This window comes from Petralouisia sp., assembly GCF_056822245.1.
In genome coordinates this window covers 1-16487 of sequence record NZ_JBQIOP010000001.1, presented here as the reverse complement: position 1 = coordinate 16487, position 16487 = coordinate 1, and the positions used below count along the sequence as shown (strand labels likewise).

The 16487-nt window shown below is 46.9% G+C and carries 12 protein-coding genes; 10 read left to right on the top strand and 2 right to left on the bottom strand.

The genetic code is table 11. The annotated features are described in order from the left end of the window. Positions 1-5: 5 nt before the first annotated feature. A complete protein-coding gene (locus tag ACTO17_RS00060) occupies positions 6-1205 on the bottom strand; it encodes a sensor histidine kinase (protein WP_482556440.1) in 1200 nt (399 codons plus the stop codon). Positions 1206-1411: 206 nt separating this feature from the next. Here ACTO17_RS00060 and ACTO17_RS00055 point away from each other — a divergent pair, with 206 nt between their 5' ends. Genes ACTO17_RS00055 through ACTO17_RS00045 form a run of 3 tightly spaced genes read left to right on the top strand, consistent with a single transcriptional unit; the run spans position 1412 to position 4664 of the window. Next, positions 1412-2359 carry an ABC transporter ATP-binding protein gene (locus tag ACTO17_RS00055; protein ID WP_482556439.1) on the top strand — a complete coding sequence of 316 codons (948 nt, stop codon included), beginning with the start codon at positions 1412-1414 and terminating at the stop codon, positions 2357-2359. A 30-nt stretch (positions 2360-2389) separates the two neighbouring features. After that, positions 2390-3526 carry an ABC transporter permease gene (locus ACTO17_RS00050; protein WP_482556438.1) on the top strand — a complete coding sequence of 379 codons (1137 nt, stop codon included), beginning with the start codon at positions 2390-2392 and terminating at the stop codon, positions 3524-3526. After that, on the top strand, positions 3513-4664 hold the full coding sequence (locus ACTO17_RS00045) for an ABC transporter permease (RefSeq protein WP_482556437.1): 1152 nt from the start codon (positions 3513-3515) through the stop codon (positions 4662-4664). The genes ACTO17_RS00050 and ACTO17_RS00045 overlap by 14 nt, the downstream gene beginning before the upstream one ends. 88 nt (positions 4665-4752) lie before the next feature. Here ACTO17_RS00045 and typA read toward each other — a convergent pair whose 3' ends face one another. Further along, on the bottom strand, positions 4753-6582 hold the full coding sequence (typA, locus tag ACTO17_RS00040; RefSeq protein ID WP_482556436.1) for a translational GTPase TypA: 1830 nt from the start codon (positions 6580-6582) through the stop codon (positions 4753-4755). A gap of 196 nt (positions 6583-6778) precedes the next feature. Between typA and ACTO17_RS00035 the strand changes: the two genes are divergently transcribed. The 7 genes from ACTO17_RS00035 to ACTO17_RS00005 all read left to right on the top strand — a co-directional run bounded on the left by ACTO17_RS00035 (position 6779) and on the right by ACTO17_RS00005 (position 16212). Continuing rightward, a complete protein-coding gene (locus ACTO17_RS00035; protein WP_482556435.1) occupies positions 6779-7234 on the top strand; it encodes a DUF4190 domain-containing protein in 456 nt (151 codons plus the stop codon). A gap of 9 nt (positions 7235-7243) precedes the next feature. Further along, complete coding sequence (locus tag ACTO17_RS00030; protein ID WP_482556434.1) at positions 7244-8947, top strand: AAA family ATPase; 1704 nt, start codon at positions 7244-7246, stop codon at positions 8945-8947. Between the two features lie 50 nt (positions 8948-8997). Beyond that, entirely contained in the window at positions 8998-9123 is a 126-nt protein-coding gene (locus ACTO17_RS00025) for a hypothetical protein (RefSeq protein WP_482556433.1), read from the top strand. Between the two features lie 245 nt (positions 9124-9368). Next, positions 9369-12533, top strand: coding sequence for an isoleucine--tRNA ligase (ileS, locus tag ACTO17_RS00020; RefSeq protein ID WP_482556432.1), 3165 nt, complete (start codon positions 9369-9371; stop codon positions 12531-12533). A gap of 11 nt (positions 12534-12544) precedes the next feature. Next, positions 12545-12697: a hypothetical protein gene (locus tag ACTO17_RS00015; RefSeq protein ID WP_482556431.1), complete on the top strand. Its 153-nt coding sequence runs from the start codon at positions 12545-12547 to the stop codon at positions 12695-12697. Beyond that, positions 12678-15143, top strand: coding sequence for a glycogen/starch/alpha-glucan phosphorylase (locus ACTO17_RS00010; RefSeq protein WP_482556430.1), 2466 nt, complete (start codon positions 12678-12680; stop codon positions 15141-15143). Before ACTO17_RS00015 ends, ACTO17_RS00010 begins: the two co-directional genes overlap by 20 nt. Positions 15144-15222: 79 nt before the next feature. Next, positions 15223-16212, top strand: a complete 990-nt coding sequence (locus ACTO17_RS00005; RefSeq protein WP_482556429.1) for a tetratricopeptide repeat protein — start codon at positions 15223-15225, stop codon at positions 16210-16212. Positions 16213-16487: the final 275 nt, after the last annotated feature.

Below are 16487 nucleotides of genomic sequence, written 5' to 3'. Positions count from 1 at the left end.
CCTTTTTAATGATTTTCACGGGGAACGGCGGCAAAAATCTGGAATCCGTCTTTTACAGACAGGGAAAAATTGCCTTTTAATTGTTTGATCCGTTCCTGCATATTTTCAATTCCCATTCCGGAAGGGTTTTGGCGGATATTGGTTCCATTGTCCCTGATAATCAACTGGTACAGGCTGGGATGCTCCCGCAGGGTTAGAAAAATTTCATTGCCGTTGCTGTGCCGGGCGATGTTGGACAAGGCTTCTTTTACAATGGAGATAAAACAGTATTTTACGGAAGCAGGCACGTAATGCCCCATATCATAATCCAGATGCACCTGATAATCTGAAAAATCAGAGGTCAGCTCCAAAACAGCCCCTTTCAGGTCGACGGAGTCGTCATGCAGGTTATGAACGCTTTCACGGACAGAGGTCATGGCGGTTGATAAAGTCAGGGTCAGGGCATGCAGCGGCTCTTTCAGATGCTCCTGCTGATTGACGGCAGCCAGGGCGCCGGCCTGCAGAATGGAACGGGAAAGCATATGGCCTACGTTGTCGTGGATTTCCCGGGCAATCCGGTTTCGTTCTTTTAAGGTGGCAATGTGGATTTCATGGTTTTGCTTCACAATCAAATCTTTATTTTTCTGCTGAAGGAGCAGGTTGTATTCTGTGGCGCTGTCTCTGAGAAAACGGAAATTTTCTTCCATTCTGCAAAGCTTTGCTGTTTTAAAAGCCAGAACCCATGACAGCAGAAAGAAAAAAAGAACAATCCAGGGACAAAAGGGAGACAAATCCTTCAGGGAATAAAAAGGGAGCAGGAAGGCGGCAGGCAGGAAGGCGGCAGTTCTTTTCATTGGATTGTTCAAAGGATTCTGGGGCAGAGCCGAAGCTTCTGTTTTCGCAGGCGTAAGCCCGGGGCGGTACAGGGAGGAAATGGGAAAAACAATCGCCATTTCGTAGAATAAAAGGGGCAGAAAACACCCGAATTCTGCAAAAAGCAGGCTTAGTCCCGCAAAGGGCAGCCACAGTCCTGTCAGCAAAAGCTGTTTTTGCCGGGCAAGATCCTGCCAGAACAGGCAGTCTGCATTGCAGCAGCCGCAAAAGCAGGTGAAAGTAATGGCAGACAGAATGGCCAGTATATGAAACAGACCGGCGGCGGGCATTTGTGTAAATAAAAGCAGCGTGCAGCAGATAAAAAGTATCAGTTTATCCAATAAAGATATCATGTTCAGGTTCCTCCGTGAATGAGACGGCAGTCTGCAGCGTAAACCTGTGTTCCGCCGGAGTAGTATAGCTATTATAGCACAATCTGAACGGATATGACAATTGTCATGAAAATGAGTGACGCATGGCACTGTTTTGGCGGGGCGTTTCCTGTTAGAATTAAAATATCCGAAAAGGAGCAGTACAGGGAAAGGAATAGGTGACGGATATGGGAACTGTTATAGAAATAGACAATCTGGTAAAACGGTACAAAGAACTGATTGCGCTGGATCATCTGAAGCTGACGGTGGAGGAAGGGGAGATTTTCGGACTGCTTGGGCCTAACGGCTCAGGAAAGACCACGGCCATTAACTGCATTCTTGCGCTTTTGTACTTTGATAAAGGAAGCGTGAAGGTATTCGGGGAGGAGATACAGCCCAACAGTTATGAGATCAAGAAGAAAATCGGCGTTGTGCTGCAGAATGTGGCTGTGTTTGAGGAGCTGACGGTGCAGGAAAATATTGATTATTTCTGCGGGCTGTACATTGGGGATAAAAAACTGCGGAAACAGTATGTGGAGGAAGCCATTGTCTTTTCCGGACTGGAAGATTTCCGGAAATTTTATCCTAAAAAGCTGTCGGGCGGGCTGCTTCGGAGACTGAACATTGCCTGCGGCATAGCCCATAAGCCAAAGCTGATTATTATGGATGAGCCTACGGTGGCCGTAGATCCCCAGAGCCGGAACCGGATTCTGGAAGGAATTCAGGAGCTGAACCGGAAGGGGGCCACAGTCATTTACACCTCCCATTATATGGAAGAAGTGGAGCAAATCTGCAGCCGGATTGCCATTCTGGATAAGGGAAGGTGCGTTGCTTTTGGAACCAGTGAAGAGCTGAAGGGAATGATTAAGACAGGTGAGAAAATTCACCTGGAGGCGGCGGGGCTTTTGCCGTTTCACTTGGAGGAAATTAAGGAGCTGCGCCATGTTTATAAGGTGGATTACCGGGAAGGAATGCTGGAAATCAGGTGCAGCGGCGGGAAACACAATCTGGTGCATATCCTGGACTATTTCGGGAAACGTGAGATTGGATTCGGCAGGGTCTATTCGGAGCTGCCTACGTTAAATGATGTGTTTCTGGAAATCACCGGAAAGGAGCTGCGGGATTCTGCAGAATAACGCTTGGAAGGAATAGACAGGAGGAAGAACATGTTTTTCAGATTATATAAGTACAGTATATTTCAGTCTGTGCGGTGCAAATTGGTGCTGTTTTGGAACGTGATATTTCCCGTTGTTTTGGGAACGCTGTTTCAAATGACGTTCGGCGGTTATGTGGAGGAGCAGGTGATTTTCCGCCGGATTCCGGTGGCATATGCGTCGGAACAGGAGGACGGCGCCTTTGGCCGGCTGCTGAAAGGTCTGGAGGAGGACAGCGAGCTAGTGAAAGTGCAGACGGCAGAATATAAGAAAGCCAGACAGCTTTTGAAAGAGGGAAACGTGGAGGGAGTCTTTTGTGAAGAACCGGATACGGGAGACGTCACCCTGATTGTGGCAGAGCAGGGGGTGAATCAGACCATATTAAATTCTATCCTGAAGCAGTATCAGCGGGCAAAGGCCACTTTTTCAAACATCGGCAGGGAAAATCCTGCGGGAATACAGGCAGCGGCTGTCCGTTTGGAGGAAGAGTGCCGGTATCTGAAGGCGGGAAGCGTAACAGAAGCCTCTATGGACTGCTTGCTGGATGGTTTTTATTCCCTGATTGCCATGACCTGCCTGATGGGGGCCACCTCCGGGCTGAGCGCTGCAACAGATTTTAAGGCGGACGCCACGTCCCTGGCAGCCAGACGTGCAGTGGCAGGAGCCAGCCGCATGAGTATGCTGCTTCCGGATTTGGCGGCGAAAATTACCATGCAGTTTCTATACGCCGCTTTTTCCATTTGCTACCTGAGCTTCGTGCTGGGGGTGGAGCTGGGAGAGCATGGCGGCCTGATGTTTCTCACGGCTCTGGTTGGAAGCGCACTGGGAATTATGATTGGATTTTTAGTGGGGGTTGTGGGAAAGTATTCATACGGAGTCAAAGAAGGGCTTTGCATCGGCTTTATGCTGGTATCCAGTTTTTTCAGCGGCCTGATGTTTCAGAGTATGGCGCGGATTGTGGAAATGTATGCGCCTGCGCTGAATCAGGTGAATCCGGCCACATTGATTGCCAAATCCCTGTACAGCCTGAATATTTATGACAATCTGGGCCCTTATTTTCACTGTATGGGAAATATGGTGGTTCTGATTCTGGTTTTAGGCATGGCATCGTTTTTACTGGTAAGGAGGGAACGGTATGCAGCTGTTTAAAGTATTTTTTAAAATTCTGAATAAAAACAAAGGCCAGTTGATTATGTATACAGCCATTTATCTCAGCCTTACTTTGCTGATGAGCGGAGTGATGAAAGAGCAGGCAGAGGAGGAATTTACCGGAATTTCTTTGGAGATTGCCCTGGAAAACAGGGATCAGGGGGAGCTGGGAGCGGCCCTGGAAGAATATTTGGGGGAAAGCCATAAGATAAAAGAGATACCGGAAGGAACAGAAGCGCTGAAAGACGCCATATATTACGGGGAAATTGATTACGTGCTGGTGATTCCGGAGGATTTTTCGGAAAAATTTGCCGCAGGGGACAGAGAGCGTCTGTTGGATGGAACGGCGGTGCCGGGCAGCAGCAGTTCTTATCTGGCGGAATATGATATGGAAAGTTTTCTGAAAACAGCGGATATGTATCTGAGCGCAGGATTTGAAATGAAGGACGCCGGGGATTTTGCCATGGAAGATATGAAAGAGAAGGTGAAGGTGGAATTTCTCAATCAGGAGAAGGGGCCGTCGTTCTCCAGGGGATATTATTTCTTCCATTTTATTCCCTATGTGTTTGTAACCATGATGATTCTGGGGGTGGGAGTGGTAATTAAGACATTTCAGAATAAAGACCTGTCTGCCAGAAATAAATGCTCCGCAGTGCCTTATTTGCAGCAAAGCCTGCAGATTTTACTGGGATGCCTGGTTTATATGATTGCGGTGTTTGCAGTGTTTATGGTGATGGCAGGATGTAATACTGGAAATTATCTGTTTACGGCCCAGGGGATATTAAGCGCCATTAATGCGCTGTTGTTTGCAGTCTGCGCCCTGTGCGTGTCCTGGTTTGCAGTTCAGTTTGCCGACAATACGGCAGTGCTGAATGCCATGAGCAATGTATTTGGCCTGGGGTTCAGTTTCCTGGGCGGGGTGTTTGTCCCTCTGGATGTGATGGGGGAAACCTCCAGGAAAATTGCCAGATTCGTGCCTTCTTACTGGTATGTGATTGCCAATGAGGAAATTCAGAAGGTGAGCGGTTTTTCCGAGGCAGGAGCGATATATAAATCTTATTTGGCGGTTGTCATGTTTTCACTGGCATTTTTTTCGGCGGGGTTGTTGGCAAACCGGATGAAGATGAGGGGCAGATAAGGAATGATTTATCATTCGATCTGCAAAAATACAGGATTGCCTGCGCTCGGAACAAACAGTGTGCATGAGTACAGGCAGTCCTGCGTTTTTATTTTTTCATGGCGGCTCTCTTACGCAGAGTGGGATCTAAAATCCGTTTGCGGATTCGAAGGCTCTTGGGGGTAACTTCTAAAAGCTCGTCGGTTTCGATGAATTCCAATGCCTGCTCCAGACTTAAGATTTTAGGCGGAGTCAGCGTCAGCGCTTCATCTGCGCTGGAGGAGCGGGTGTTGGTTAAATGTTTCTTTTTGCAGACATTCAGTTCAATGTCCTCAGGTTTGGCGCTTTGTCCGATGATCATGCCGGCATACACTTTTTCCCCGGGGCCGATAAAGAGGGTTCCCCGATCCTGGGCGCTGAAAAGGCCGTAAGTTACTGATTCGCCGGATTCAAAGGCAATGAGGGAGCCCTGTTTCCGGTAGGCAATGTCGCCTTTGTAAAGCTCGTAGCCATTGAAAATAGTGTTGATAATGCCGTTTCCTCTGGTATCTGTGAGAAACTCGCTGCGGTATCCGATCAGGCCCCGGGAGGGGATGCAAAACTCCAGTCTTGTATAGCCGCCGCTGATGGGCCCCATATTTTGCAGTTCTCCCTTTCTCTGGCTTAATTTCTCAATGACAGCTCCGGTATATTCGTCCGGCACGTCCACATAGGCAAGCTCCATGGGTTCTGTTTTCTTGCCGTTTTCGTCTTTGTGATAAAGAACCTCCGCTTTGCTTACAGCGAATTCATAGCCTTCTCTGCGCATATTTTCAATCAGAACGGATAAATGCAGTTCTCCCCGGCCGGAAACTTTCAGGCTGTCGGGGCTGTCGGTTTCCTCCACCCGCAGAGAGACGTCTGTGTTCAGTTCCCGGAACAGCCGGTCTCTGATGTGGCGGGAGGTGACGAATTTCCCCTCCTGTCCGGCCAGAGGGCTGTCATTTACAATAAAGTTCATGGAAATGGTAGGCTCGGAGATTTTCTGGAAATCAATGGCGCAGGGGGCCTCCGGCGCGCAGATGGTATCTCCGATGTGGATGTCCGCAATTCCGGAAATAGCCACAATAGAGCCGATTTTTGCCTCTGTCACATCTACCTTATTCAGTCCGTCGAACTCATAGAGCTTGCTGATCCGCACTTTCTGCAGCTTGTCCGGTTCGTGGTGGTTTACCACTACGGCGTCCTGGTTGACTTTCAGACAGCCGTTGTCCACTTTTCCAACGCCGATGCGTCCCACATATTCATTGTAGTCAATGGTGCTGATCAACACCTGGGTGTTGGCGTCCGGGTCGCCCTCCGGTGCGGGAATATATTCCAGAATAGTTTCAAATAAGGCGGTCATATCTTTCTTTTCATCATTTAAATCTTTGACAGCGTAGCCGTCCCTGGCGGAAGCGTAAATAAAGGGGCAGTCAAGCTGCTCGTCGGAGGCGTCCAGATCCATAAATAATTCCAGTACCTCGTCAATCACATCATCCGGCCTTGCCTCCGGACGGTCAATTTTGTTGATACAGACAATGACTGGAAGATCTAAGGCAAGGGCCTTCATCAGCACGAATTTCGTCTGGGGCATGGCGCCTTCAAAGGCGTCCACCACAAGCACGACTCCGTTGACCATTTTCAGCACCCGTTCTACTTCGCCGCCAAAGTCCGCATGGCCCGGCGTGTCGATAATGTTGATTTTAGTATCCTTATAAAAAACAGCGGTATTTTTGGAAAGAATGGTGATTCCCCGCTCTCTTTCGATATCATTGGAATCCATGACACGCTCCTGCACCTCCTGGTTGGCGCGGAACACGCCGCTTTGCTTTAACAGCTCGTCCACCAGAGTGGTTTTGCCGTGATCTACATGAGCAATAATGGCAATGTTACGGATATCCTCTCGTTTCATTTTCATAAAGTTGTCCTTCTTTCTAAAATAATTATCACTGTATTTTAACACATAATCTGCATTTGGCAAATAATTTGTTGAGAAATTTATGACGGAGTAATAAGATAGGATTTGACTGTTGTGCAGTTAATGCGTATAATAAAATGCAAAGTCCACATGCCGTCCGGCCGGATGGCAGAACAGATCAGAGGAGGATTGTTTTATGAATGATGAGAATAACATGTTTGAAAACGGCTCTCAGCCGGAAAAGAACCCTCAGTCAGACAATAACCAATGGCAGCAGGGAAGCAGCCCCCAGCCTGACCATAACTGGCAGCAGGGGAATTACAATCAGCCCAATTTCAGCCAGCCGCCTTATCAGCAGAATTATAATCAGCCCGGGTACGGCTTTGGAATCGCTTCCATGGTCTGCGGAATTCTGGCGCTGATTACCTGCTGCCTGTGGTGCACCTGCGTTCCGCTGGCAGTGGTCTCCATTGTGCTTGGGGTTCTGCAGATTCAGAAAGGAACGGGGAAAGGAATGGCAATTGCGGGGATTGTCTGCTCTTCTGTAGGCCTGATTTTATTTATTGCCCTGACCGTTTACGGCAATTATCTCCAAAGCTCAGGATTATACAATGAGATTATGAGAGAGTTTCAGATGGAAATGATGCGGTAAGGAGGAAACTTGGATATCAGAAAAAAACTTCCTGTCGGTATTGAGAGTTTTGAGGAAATCCGCACCGAAGAATTTTATTATGTGGATAAGACAGGGATGATAAAAGAATTATTGTATCATTGGGGAAAAGTAAATCTGTTTACCCGTCCCAGAAGATTCGGAAAATCCCTGAATATGGATATGCTGAAAACATTTTTTGAATACGGCTGCGACAGCACATTGTTTGATGGTCTGAAAATTATGGGAGAACAGGAATTATGTCGAAAATATATGGGCAGATTTCCGGTGATTTCCATTACACTGAAGGATATTCAGGCACGCAGCTATGAAGGCGCGGCGGCCTCACTGTGGTCTGTGCTCAGCAGTGAAGCCCGGCGGTTTTCTTGTTTAGGAAACAGCAGTCATCTGACTGGGGAGGAGAAACAGCAGTATAGTCGGCTGACACAGGCAGATTCAGAGTTTAAGGGCGGCGAGATTACTTCAGAGGAGACGCTTAAGGGAAGTCTGTTTCAGTTATCAAAATTTCTTTGCCGCCATTATGGGCAAAAAGTGATATTGTTGATTGATGAATATGACGTTCCTCTGGAAAAAGCATATCACGCAGGATATTATGACGAGATGGCCGGACTTTTGGGAAATCTGCTGAGCCGGGCGCTGAAAGGCAATGAAAGTCTCTATTTTGCAGTGCTGACCGGTTGTTTGAGAGTTGCCAAAGAAAGTATTTTTACCGGGTTGAATAATTTTAAAATCTACTCTGTTTCTGATATCCGGTTTGGGGAATATTTTGGATTTACGGATGATGAAGTCCGCGCCATGCTTGCGTATTACAGCTTTGAAGAATCGTATCCGCTGCTGAAGGAATGGTATAACGGCTATCAGATGGGGCGTGCAGATGTTTACTGTCCCTGGGATGTGATCAATTATATTGATTTGCTGCGGGCAGAGCCGGAAGCTGTTCCCAGAGCATTTTGGATCAATACCAGCGGAAACGATATTATCCGGAAATTTTTAAATATGGCAAAGCAGAACACACGCAGGGAAATTGAGGGCCTGATTGCCGGCGAAAGTATTTCCAAAAAGATAAATCAGGAATTAACTTATCGTGAATTATACCAAAACACAGAGAATCTCTGGAGTGTACTTTATACCACAGGCTACCTGACCCATCGGGGAAAGGAAGGAGAGATTTTTCGGCTTGTCATACCGAATCAGGAAATCCGCAAAATATTTTCAGAGCAGATTCAGGAATGGTTTCAGGAAGAGATACAGAAAGATACGTCCAGATTGGATAGTTTCTGCAGCAGCTTTGTACAGGCAGATGAGAAAGAAATTGAAAGGCAATTTAATTTCTGGCTGAAAAAAACCATTAGTATCCGTGATACAGCAGTGAGAAAAGAACAAAAAGAGAATTTCTATCATGGAATTTTACTGGGCCTGCTCAGTCACAGGGAGGACTGGGAGATTCATTCTAATGCGGAAGCAGGAGAAGGGTACAGCGACCTTCTTCTGAAATCCGAAGATGACAATCTGGGAATCGTAATTGAAGTAAAATACGCCCCGGAAGGAAATTTAGAAGCAGGCTGTCGGGAAGCCCTGATGCAGATAGAAGAAAAAGATTATGCGGCAGGGCTTAAAAACGAAGGCATAGAAAAAATTCTCAAATATGGAATTGCCTGTTACAAAAAGCGCTGCAAAGTGCAGATGAATTCTTGACAAGTGGAATTTCAGGCTTTATAATGGGTAACAGCTTTAAGACAAAGACAATGACGAAGACAGTAAGGCAGTATTCCAACATCAGGAATTTTCCGAAAACAGGGACGAACCGCGCGCCCTGTCATGCTCCGGGAATTTCAGCAGCGAGCCGGGACGGTGTGAGCCGGTATCAGTAGAAGCTGTCCGAAAATCACTTCCAAGTTGCCCGCTGAACTTTCCTTTCTGCCCGTTCTGGCGCAGACGGCGAAACAGTAAGCCGGGACGGCCCGTTCCTCCGTTATGGGAGCCGCGTATGCTGGCAGATGCAATTGACAGGTTTTGCCAAAGTACATTGTAACAGGTGGTAACGATGCATGATATGGCTTCGTCCTTTTACAGAGGGACGGAGCCATTTTTAATGAAATGAAAGGAGCAGATACTCATGTACAACAAAGTGGAAACCAGTTTAAACTTTGTGGAGAGAGAAAAACAGATTGAAAAATTCTGGAAAGACAACGATATTTTCCGAAAAAGCATGGAGAACCGGAAAGAGGGAGAGACTTACACCTTTTACGACGGCCCTCCCACAGCAAACGGCAAGCCCCATATCGGCCATGTGCTGACCCGTGTCATCAAGGATATGATTCCCAGATACCAGACCATGAAAGGGAAAATGGTTCCCCGAAAGGCAGGATGGGACACCCACGGGCTTCCGGTGGAGCTTGAAGTTGAAAAACTGTTGGGATTAGACGGAAAAGACCAGATTGAAGCATACGGCTTAGAGCCTTTTATTGATAAGTGCAAAGAAAGCGTCTGGAAATACAAAGGCATGTGGGAACAATTTTCCGGCACCGTGGGATTCTGGGCGGATATGGACGACCCTTACGTGACCTATCACAATGATTTTATTGAATCGGAATGGTGGGCCTTAAAAGAAATCTGGAACCGGAAATTACTGTACAAGGGATTTAAGATTGTGCCTTACTGTCCCCGCTGCGGAACTCCCCTGTCAGCCCAGGAAGTGGCCCAGGGCTATAAAACAGTAAAAGAGCGTTCCGCAATTGTGCGGTTTAAGGTGAAGGACGAGGACGCTTATTTCCTGGCATGGACCACAACCCCCTGGACACTGCCCTCGAACCTGGCCCTCTGCGTGAATCCGGAGGAAACTTACTGCAAGATCAAGGCTGCAGACGGAATTACCTATTATATGGCGGAAGCTTTGTTGGACAAAGTAATGGGAACTCTTCTGGACAAAGAGCAGCAGGAGAGCGGTGCAAAAGCCTATGAAGTGCTGGAGACTTATAAGGGTACGGAGTTGGAATACCGGGAATATGAGCCTTTGTATGAAGGGGCGAAAGATGCGGCCGAAAAACAGCATAAGAAAGCACATTTTGTCACCTGTGATGCGTATGTTACCATGACAGACGGTACAGGAATTGTTCATATCGCGCCGGCCTTCGGTGAGGACGACTCCAAAGTGGGAAGAAAATATGACCTGCCCTTTGTGCAGTTTGTCAACGGAAAAGGAGAGCTGACAGAGGGCGCGCCCTTTGCAGGCACGTTCTGCAAAAAGGCAGATCCTATGATTCTGCAGGATTTGGAGGATCGGAGCTTATTATTTGACGCGCCTAAATTTGAGCATGAATATCCCCATTGCTGGCGCTGCGATACGCCGCTGATTTACTATGCAAGAGAATCCTGGTTTATTAAGATGACGGAAGTGAAGGACGACTTAATCCGCAACAACAACACTATCAACTGGATTCCGGAAAGCATCGGCAAAGGACGGTTCGGCGACTGGCTGGAAAATGTGCAGGACTGGGGCATTTCCAGAAACCGCTATTGGGGAACGCCGCTGAATATCTGGCAGTGTGAATGCGGCCATATGCATTCTATTGGAAGCATTGCGGAGCTGAAAGAGATGTCAGACAACTGCCCGGAGGAAATTGAACTGCACCGTCCCTACATTGATGAAGTGACCATCAAATGTCCGGAATGCGGAAAAGAAATGCAGAGAGTGCCGGAAGTGGTTGACTGCTGGTTTGATTCCGGGGCAATGCCCTTTGCGCAGCACCATTATCCTTTTGAAAATAAAGAATTGTTTGAACAGCAGTTCCCGGCAGATTTTATTTCGGAAGCGGTAGACCAGACCAGAGGATGGTTTTACTCCCTGTTGGCAGAATCCACCCTGCTGTTCAATCGGGCTCCTTATGAAAATGTAATTGTACTGGGCCATGTGCAGGATGAAAACGGTCAGAAAATGAGCAAATCCAAGGGAAATTCGGTAGATCCCTTTGAAGCTCTGGAAACTTACGGCGCAGACGCTATCCGCTGGTATTTTTATATCAATTCCGCTCCCTGGCTGCCCAACCGGTTCCATGGAAAAGTTGTTCAGGAGGGACAGCGGAAATTTATGGGAACTTTGTGGAATACCTATGCGTTTTTCGTGCTGTACGCCAACATTGACCAGTTTAATGCCGCAGAATATGCTTTAGAATATGAGAAATTATCTGTGATGGACAAGTGGCTGTTGTCCAAGCTGAACACCCTTGTAACGCAGGTGGATGAAAACCTGGGCAGTTACCGGATTCCGGAAGCGGCAAGGGCGCTGCAGGAATTTGTGGAGGATATGAGCAACTGGTATGTGAGAAGAAGCCGGGAGAGATTCTGGGCCAAAGGCATGGCGCAGGATAAAATCAACGCTTATATGACCTTGTACACGGCTCTTGTAACTGTCAGCAAAGCGGCGGCTCCCATGATTCCTTTTATGGCGGAGGACATTTACCGGAACCTTGTGTGCAGCGTGGACAGCTCTGCGCCGGAGAGCGTGCATCTGTGTGATTTTCCCAGGGCGGATGCATCCATGTCCGATCCGGAATTAGAGAAAAATATGGATGCGGCGCTGAAAATCGTGGTAATGGGAAGAGCATGCAGAAACAGCGCAAATATTAAAAACCGTCAGCCCATCGGAACTATGTTTATCAAAGCGGCCGGAGAACTTCCGGAGCTGTTTGTGAATATTATAGAAGAAGAGCTGAATGTGAAAAAAGCAGTATTTACAGAGGATGTCAGCAGCTTTACCGATTATACCTTTAAGCCCCAGCTTCGTACGGTAGGGCCCAAATACGGCAAGGTTTTAGGGCAGATTCAAAAAGCGCTGGCAGAGCTTGACGGCAGCAAAGCCATGGCGGAACTGAAGTCCAAAGGAAGCATAACTCTTGACAGCGTAAACGCAGACGTTGTATTATGTGAGGAAGACCTTCTTATCACCATGACACAGCAGGAAGGTTATGTGACAGAAAGTGATAATGAGGTAACCGTTGTACTTGATACCAATTTAACGCCGGAACTGATTGCAGAAGGCTTTGTCCGAGAATTAATCAGCAAAATCCAGACCATGCGCAAAGAGGCAGGATTTGAGGTAATGGATCAGATTCATGTTTTCTGGCAGGCAGGCGATGCAATTGCAGAGATTTTTGAAAAATACGGAACGCAGATTCAGTCTGAGGTGCTGGCTGTCAGCATTTTTAAAGACGCAGTCAAAGGCTATGAAAAAGAATGGAATATCAACGGGGAAAAAGTGGTTCTGGGAGTAGAAAAAGCCTGACAGGATTCAGAATGAAAGATCCGAAGCCCGGGCGGGCTGCGGATCTTTTGACAGGCAGACGCCGCCTGAGACAGGGATTTCAGATGGCATGGCCCGCGGCGTCAGTATACACAGCAGACATCACCAGAGAGGAAGGAGAAAATTATGCAGAATCAGATGTTTGAGAAAGAAAAATTTATTCAGGAGATTAAAGACAATGTAAAGAATCTCTACCGCAAGACGTTGGAGGAGGCTTCCCAGCAGGAAGTGTACCAGGCAGTGTCCCAGGCGGTAAAGGAAGTTGTCATTGACCAGTGGCTTGCAACTCAGAAAACCATGGAGAAAGAAGATCCTAAGATGGTTTACTACATGTCCATGGAGTTTCTGATGGGAAGGGCATTGGGAAATAACCTGATTAATCTGACTGCTTACAAGGAAGTAAAAGAAGCGCTGGAAGAAATCGGATTTGATCTGAATGTCATTGAGGACGAAGAACCGGACCCGGCATTAGGAAACGGCGGTCTGGGAAGACTTGCAGCATGCTTTATGGAGTCCCTGTCCACTCTGGGATATCCGGCATACGGATGCGGCATCCGTTACCGTTACGGACTGTTTCGCCAGAAAATTGAAAATGGGTTCCAGGTGGAGGTGCCGGATAACTGGTTAAAAGACGGCTATCCCTTTGAAATGCGCCGTCCGGAGCATACGTTCCAGGTGAAATTCGGCGGCTATGTCCGTTCCGAGGGAGATCCAAGCGGAAAAACAAAATTTATTCATGAAGGCTATCAGACCATCCGCGCAGTGCCTTACGATATGCCGGTGGTAGGATACAATAACAACATGGTAAACGCTTTGATTGCATGGGATGCAGAGCCGGAAGAATATTTTGAACTGGACGCCTTCGACAAAGGAGATTACAAAAAGGCAGTGGAGCAGGAGAATCTTGCAAAGAATCTGGTGGAAGTGCTTTATCCCAATGACAATCACATCCAGGGAAAAGAGCTGCGTTTAAAACAGCAGTATTTCTTTGTGTCCGCCAGCGTGCAGCGCGCCGTTGCCCGTTATAAGAAATATCACACAGATTTGCATAAACTGCCGGAAAAAGTGGCAATTCAGTTAAACGACACCCATCCTACCGTTGCAGTGGCAGAATTGATGCGTATTTTGCTTGATGAAGAAAATATGGAATGGGATGAAGCATGGGAGATTACTTCTCATACCTGCGCATATACCAACCATACCATTATGTCAGAGGCGTTGGAGAAATGGCCCATTGAGATTTTCTCCAGGCTGCTGCCCAGAATTTATCAGATCATTGAAGAGATCAACCGCCGTTTTATTCTGGATATTGAGAAGAAATTCCCCGGCGATTACAATAAAGTAAAGAAAATGGCAATTATTTATGACGGCCAGGTAAAAATGGCTCATCTTGCCATTGCAGCAGGATGCTCCGTCAACGGCGTGGCAAGGCTGCACACAGAAATTTTGAAAAATCAGGAGCTTCATGAGTTTTATCAGATGTTCCCGGAGAAATTTAATAATAAGACAAACGGAATTACCCAGAGAAGATTTTTATACCACGGCAATCCTCTGCTGGCAGAATGGGTGAATAAATATATTGGAAACGACTGGGTAACCAACCTGCCCCATCTGGAAAAACTGACGGTCTATGCAGACGATGAGAAAGCGCAGCAGGAATTTATGAATATTAAATACCAGAATAAGCTGCGTCTGGCAGAGTATATCCGCAAGCATAACGGCATTGAGGTAAATCCCCGTTCCATTTTTGATGTGCAGGTAAAACGTCTCCATGAGTACAAGCGCCAGCTTTTGAACATTCTGCATGTGATGTATCTGTACAATAAGATTAAAGAGCATCCGGAGATGGAATTCTATCCCAGAACCTTTATTTTCGGGGCAAAAGCAGCGGCAGGCTACCGCATTGCGAAGCTGACCATTAAGCTGATTAACAGTGTGGCTGACGTAATTAATAATGACGCTTCCATCGGCGGTAAAATTAAAGTCGTATTTATTGAGGACTATAAGGTTTCCACTGCAGAATGGATTTTTGCGGCAGCAGATGTTTCCGAGCAGATTTCCACGGCAAGTAAAGAGGCGTCCGGTACCGGAAATATGAAGTTTATGTTAAACGGCGCCGTAACTTTGGGAACCATGGACGGAGCGAATGTGGAGATTGTAGAGGAAGTGGGAGAAGAGAATGCTTTCATTTTCGGAATGAGCTCTCAGGAAGTCATTGACCATGAACAGAAACGGGATTATGATCCCATGCAGATTTTCAACAATGATCAGGACATCCGCCAGGTTTTGATGCAGTTGATTAATGGAATGTATTCAAGGAACGATTCTGAATTATTCCGTCCGCTGTACAACTCCCTGCTGAATACACAGGATACTCAGTATGCGGATACTTATTTCATTCTGAAAGATTTCCGTTCTTATGCAGAAGCGCAGCAGAGAGTGGAGAAAGCTTACAGGGATGAAAAAGGCTGGGCGAAAATGGCAATGTTAAATACTGCGCATGCCGGCAAATTTACTTCTGACCGGACCATTCAGCAGTATGTGGACGACATTTGGCATCTGGATAAAATCAAGGTGGAAATGCCGAAATAAATTAAAAAACAGGGGGCCGGCGGCATTTTGCGTCCGGCCCCTTAAAATGTTTGCTTCAGGCAGAAAGGAAAATGAAAGCATGGAAGAGAGAAAGTTCAGGAGAACGCACCGGCTGAAAGCCGCTGCGCTTGTGATGTCTGCAGTTCTTGCCATGGGCAGTCTGGCAGGGTGTAAGGATAAAGAGGCCCTGGAAAACCAGCAGGCGTACCGGCAGGTAGGAATGAATAAACTGAGCGAAGGCAGCTATGAAGAAGCTGTCGAGGCTTTTCAGAAGGCATTGGATCAGTCGAAGGCAGTGGTGACAGAGATAGAAATTGATACCTGCTATTACAAGGCCACTGCCCAGTATAAAAGCGGCGATGTCAAAGGAGCTTTGGAAACCTGCAAAGCCCTGATTGATTATAATAAGAAAGATTATAAAGCCTATTATCTGCGGGGCTGCATTTATATGAAGGAGGAGGACCGGGAAAATGCCATGAAGGATTACCGGAAATCCTTTGAGACCAGCGGAAATGATTATGAGATGTATGTTTCCGCCTACGAAAACCTGAAAAATGCCGGCTGGGATTCTGAAGCGGAGGAAGTGCTGACGGCAGCTTTGAAGCTGAAAGCGGACAAGCCGGAGGAACACCGGGAACGGGGACATATTTATCTTCTGCAGGAGGACTATGAAAATGCCAAAAAAGAACTGGATCTGGCCATCAATAATGATGATGTGAAAGCATTGCTGTATCTGGCCCAGGTCTATGACGCCCAGGGGGATTCCAGTCAGGCGGCAGCTTTGTATGAAAGCTATATTTCCAAAAATAATTCAGATGTGTCTACCCTGGTGGTTCTTGGCGATATGCAGATGGAAGCCGGAAATTACAGCCAGGCATTGGAATTTTATCAGCAGGCATTGTCGGTAAAGAACCCTCCCAATGAACAGAAACTCCGGCGCAATGAAATCATTGCCTGTGAACGGATGCAGGATTATGAGGGCGCCAGAGAGAAAGCGCTGGCTTATATCAAGGACTATCCGGAGGATGAGGAAGCTCAGAAGGAATATACCTTTTTGCAGACCAGGTAGGTAAAGAACGGATGGATAAATTTGATGAAATGCTTCAGAAAGAGGCTTCTTCGGGTTAGGTTCATCGTTTGGAAAGAGAATTTAAAAGGCAGTTATGCTGAACAATAAAAATCAGCATAATTGCCTTTTTTTGACAAATTTTAGAGCAAAATAAATAAAAAATGCAACAATTTGTATCAAATTGTTGCATTTTTTATGTGCGCCCAGTATGGGCGCAATCTAATCGGTGAAAGTCCGTAACACGCCCTGATAGTGGGAAGTGTATAGCCAAGAGC

What these genes read in the sequence shown, in the direction of transcription:
- ACTO17_RS00010 (WP_482556430.1), top strand. Translation starts at nt 12,678, where the DNA reads ATGCAGAATCAGATGTTTGAGAAAGAAAAATTTATTCAGGAGATTAAA.
- ACTO17_RS00050 (WP_482556438.1), top strand. Translation starts at nt 2,390, where the DNA reads ATGTTTTTCAGATTATATAAGTACAGTATATTTCAGTCTGTGCGGTGC.
- ACTO17_RS00025 (WP_482556433.1), top strand. Translation starts at nt 8,998, where the DNA reads ATGACGAAGACAGTAAGGCAGTATTCCAACATCAGGAATTTTCCGAAA.
- ACTO17_RS00060 (WP_482556440.1), bottom strand. Translation starts at nt 1,205, where the DNA reads ATGATATCTTTATTGGATAAACTGATACTTTTTATCTGCTGCACGCTG.
- ileS (WP_482556432.1), top strand. Translation starts at nt 9,369, where the DNA reads ATGTACAACAAAGTGGAAACCAGTTTAAACTTTGTGGAGAGAGAAAAA.
- ACTO17_RS00035 (WP_482556435.1), top strand. Translation starts at nt 6,779, where the DNA reads ATGAATGATGAGAATAACATGTTTGAAAACGGCTCTCAGCCGGAAAAG.
- ACTO17_RS00055 (WP_482556439.1), top strand. Translation starts at nt 1,412, where the DNA reads ATGGGAACTGTTATAGAAATAGACAATCTGGTAAAACGGTACAAAGAA.
- ACTO17_RS00015 (WP_482556431.1), top strand. Translation starts at nt 12,545, where the DNA reads ATGAAAGATCCGAAGCCCGGGCGGGCTGCGGATCTTTTGACAGGCAGA.
- ACTO17_RS00005 (WP_482556429.1), top strand. Translation starts at nt 15,223, where the DNA reads ATGGAAGAGAGAAAGTTCAGGAGAACGCACCGGCTGAAAGCCGCTGCG.
- typA (WP_482556436.1), bottom strand. Translation starts at nt 6,582, where the DNA reads ATGAAAATGAAACGAGAGGATATCCGTAACATTGCCATTATTGCTCAT.
- ACTO17_RS00045 (WP_482556437.1), top strand. Translation starts at nt 3,513, where the DNA reads ATGCAGCTGTTTAAAGTATTTTTTAAAATTCTGAATAAAAACAAAGGC.